Annotated in this window: 4 protein-coding genes; 2 read left to right on the top strand and 2 right to left on the bottom strand. The window is 40.8% G+C overall.

From position 1 onward, the window contains the following. Positions 1-83: IS3 family transposase (locus LC033_RS17490; RefSeq protein ID WP_376776472.1), on the top strand; the 83-nt coding region annotated here is incomplete at its 5' end. Between the two features lie 256 nt (positions 84-339). Here the strand turns inward: LC033_RS17490 and LC033_RS16345 are convergent. Continuing rightward, a complete protein-coding gene (locus LC033_RS16345) occupies positions 340-1,668 on the bottom strand; it encodes a CoA-disulfide reductase (protein WP_226570255.1) in 1,329 nt (442 codons plus the stop codon). A 185-nt stretch (positions 1,669-1,853) separates the two neighbouring features. Between LC033_RS16345 and coaA the strand changes: the two genes are divergently transcribed. Next, complete coding sequence (gene coaA / locus LC033_RS16340) at positions 1,854-2,813, top strand: type I pantothenate kinase (RefSeq protein WP_226570253.1); 960 nt, start codon at positions 1,854-1,856, stop codon at positions 2,811-2,813. Positions 2,814-2,873: 60 nt separating this feature from the next. Here the strand turns inward: coaA and LC033_RS16335 are convergent. Then, positions 2,874-3,010 (bottom strand): IS3 family transposase (locus tag LC033_RS16335; RefSeq protein WP_226570257.1); only part of this gene is annotated, 137 nt, incomplete at its 5' end.

Raw genomic sequence — 3,010 nt, 5'->3', positions numbered from 1 at the left:
ACTACAATCACACACGTATAAAGACGAAACTAAAAGGCATGAGTCCGATACAATATCGAACTCATGCCTCGAAAGCTGTCTAATAAATACCGTGTCTAACTTAAGGGGGTCACTTCACATCGACTGGTTTCTTTTTTTTGATGGGGCTTAATATTGTATCTGATACTGTCACTTCATGATAGATTAGATACTGATGGAATGTTTAAATCCTTCACAAACAGATCAATCACCCTATGTCGAACCCCTGTAAAAGAGTTCATAAAGTAGAGGTGGATGGATATCTGTAATAGGAATTTTAATGGTGTCAATTTGTTGAATGTACAATATATTCACATTTTTTTATGTTCGTCTAGCAGCCTGCTGAAGTGGATCCCATACACTATTAAAAGGCGGTGCATAGCTAATATCTAAATCCTCAAGGTCTGTGATGGTAAGTTCTTGGTAAAGGGCAGCTGCCATGACATCGATTCGTTTATCTACACCGTTTTTGCCGATGATTTGAGCACCAAGTAAGGTGCGCTCATCGCTTCTGTAAATCAGTTTTACTTTCATTTTCTGCGCATCTGGGTAATACCCAGCGTGATCAGTACTATCAATAGTAATAGAGGAGAAGGGGAGGTTCGCTTCTTTTGCTTCCTTCTCTGATAAGCCCGTTCGTCCCGCTGTCATGTCCATAAATTTCATCACCGCTGTTCCAGTCACGCCTTGAAATGCCCGGTTCGTCCCCGTCATATGGAAGCCTGCGATTCTTCCTTGTTTATTCGCGGTCGTTCCAAGTGGAATGTAATCCAGTTCTTTTTTTATGCGGTGATAGGTCGCTGCGCAATCCCCTGCAGCATAGATGCCTTTTATATTGGTTTGCATGTATTCATTCACCGCAATTGCTCCATTTTGTAGGCGCTTGATTCCTGTCTTGTCGAGAAAGGAGGTTTGCGGAGTGACGCCGATGGCGATGATGACCATATTCGTTTCAATGGTCTGTTTGTCTGTTTGAATAGATGTTACATGTGCCCTGCCCTCTAAATGTTGCACCGTTTCTCCAAGCACCACGTGAATGCCTTTATCATCCGCTTCTTCTTTAAGATATCTTGCCATATCTGGGTCAAAGCCTGGACCAAGTGTTGCCCCTCGCTGAATGATATGTACTTCTTTTCCTAGCGATTTTAAATTTTCTGCCATTTCTAAGCCGATATATCCACCGCCGATGATGGTGATATGTGTGACGTCTTTTTTTAAATTGTCTAAAATGGACAACGCATGTGGAATTGTTTTTAATACGTGTACACCTTCTAATGGATGACCATCTAAATCCAGTGTGATAGGGCTTGCTCCTGTCGCAATTAACAGGCGGTCATACGTTTCTGTAAATGGTTGTTTTGTTTTTGTGTGAATACCCGATACCGTTTTTTGCTCGGTATCAATAGAGGTCACTTCATGTAAGCATCTAGCGTCAATCCCATATTTGCGGCGAAAGGTTTCAGCGCTACGTGCGATGAGCTTTCTGTGATGATTAATCAGACCGCCGATCAAGTAGGGGAGTCCGCACTGTCCATATGAGAAAATCTCTCCTTTTTCAAAAGCGATAATGTGTGCGTCTTGATCCTCTCTATATATTTGCATAGCGCAGCTCATTCCTGCTGCATCTCCGCCAATCATCACATATTTCATTTGTGTGCTCCCTTCTATCTATCAAACTGAATATTCTTATTTACCCCTCATTTCCTTTTTTTAATGCTTTTTTCACAAAAGCAATAAACTTTAGTTGAAAAATAAAGACAGCGCCTTCATTTTAAGCTACAATCGGATTATCGCCTTTTTGGTTACGAGTTTAGTGAAGATTGGTGGGAAAGACTTTGGGTGACGAACGACTGGATTTTAATACGTTATATACACGCCATACGAGAGAGGCCTGGGCAGCTCTCGGAGAATACATGCCTGTATCTGTTTCAGAAGAGGAAGCCAGAGCGCTTCAAGGATTAAATGATTATTTATCACTTGAAGAAGTTCAAGATATTTACATACCACTTATTCGTTTTCTGACATTACATGTTTTTGCAGAAAAACAAAAAAATCAACATGTGAATGCTTTTTTAAACTATCCACATCATGCCAAAATCCCCTTTTTAATTGGGATCGCTGGAAGTGTTGCCGTCGGGAAAAGCACGACTGCTCGTATTATTGAAACTCTTTTATCAAGGCTTGGAGATGGCATAAAGGTGAGTCTTGTGACGACTGATGGCTTTTTGTATCCTCAAAAAGAGTTAAAGGATCGAGGGCTGATGGAAAAGAAAGGCTTCCCGGAAAGCTATGATGTCAAAGCACTTCTTTCTTTTTTAAATGAATTGAAGTCAGGTAAACAAACTGTCCACGCACCGGTGTATTCACATCTTACCTACGACCGACTTGAAGGAGTTTATGAAACAGTGGAGGATGTCGATATTGTCATCATCGAAGGAATCAATGTGCTGCAATCACCAGCACTGGGTGATATGAAGGATGAACCGAGTGTGTTTGTATCAGACTTCTTTAATTTTTCGATTTATGTAGATGCCGCTGAAACGCAAATTCAATCTTGGTATAAAGAACGTTTCCGTTTGCTGCGGGAAACAGCCTTCCAAGACCCTGAATCCTTCTTTCACCAATACAAAGATTTGACCGATGAAGAAGCGGATCAGATGGCAAGTACGATTTGGAATACAGTGAATCGGCCTAACTTATATGAAAATATTTTACCGACAAAATATAGAGCGGATCTGATTTTAAAAAAAGGCGATCAGCATAAGGTGGAAGAGATCGCCATCCGCCGGGTATAAAGAAAAACCGCTCACTTCATGGGACTGACCCCCGTTTTTGAGACAGGGATCAAAACACCTTTATACAGCCAATTGCGTATAGTTTATCGGTGATTGGTTGTTTATTTTTGTTTGAATACGAATGTTGTTATAATAATAAATGTATTCTTTGACAGTGCGTTCTACGATGTTGGTCGTAGTTCGATCAATCCTGTTAA

Origin of the sequence: Bacillus stratosphericus (assembly GCF_020524495.1) — a bacterium.
GTDB classification, from domain to species: domain Bacteria; phylum Bacillota; class Bacilli; order Bacillales; family Bacillaceae; genus Bacillus; species Bacillus stratosphericus_B.
This window is presented reverse-complemented; position numbering and strand designations above follow the sequence as displayed.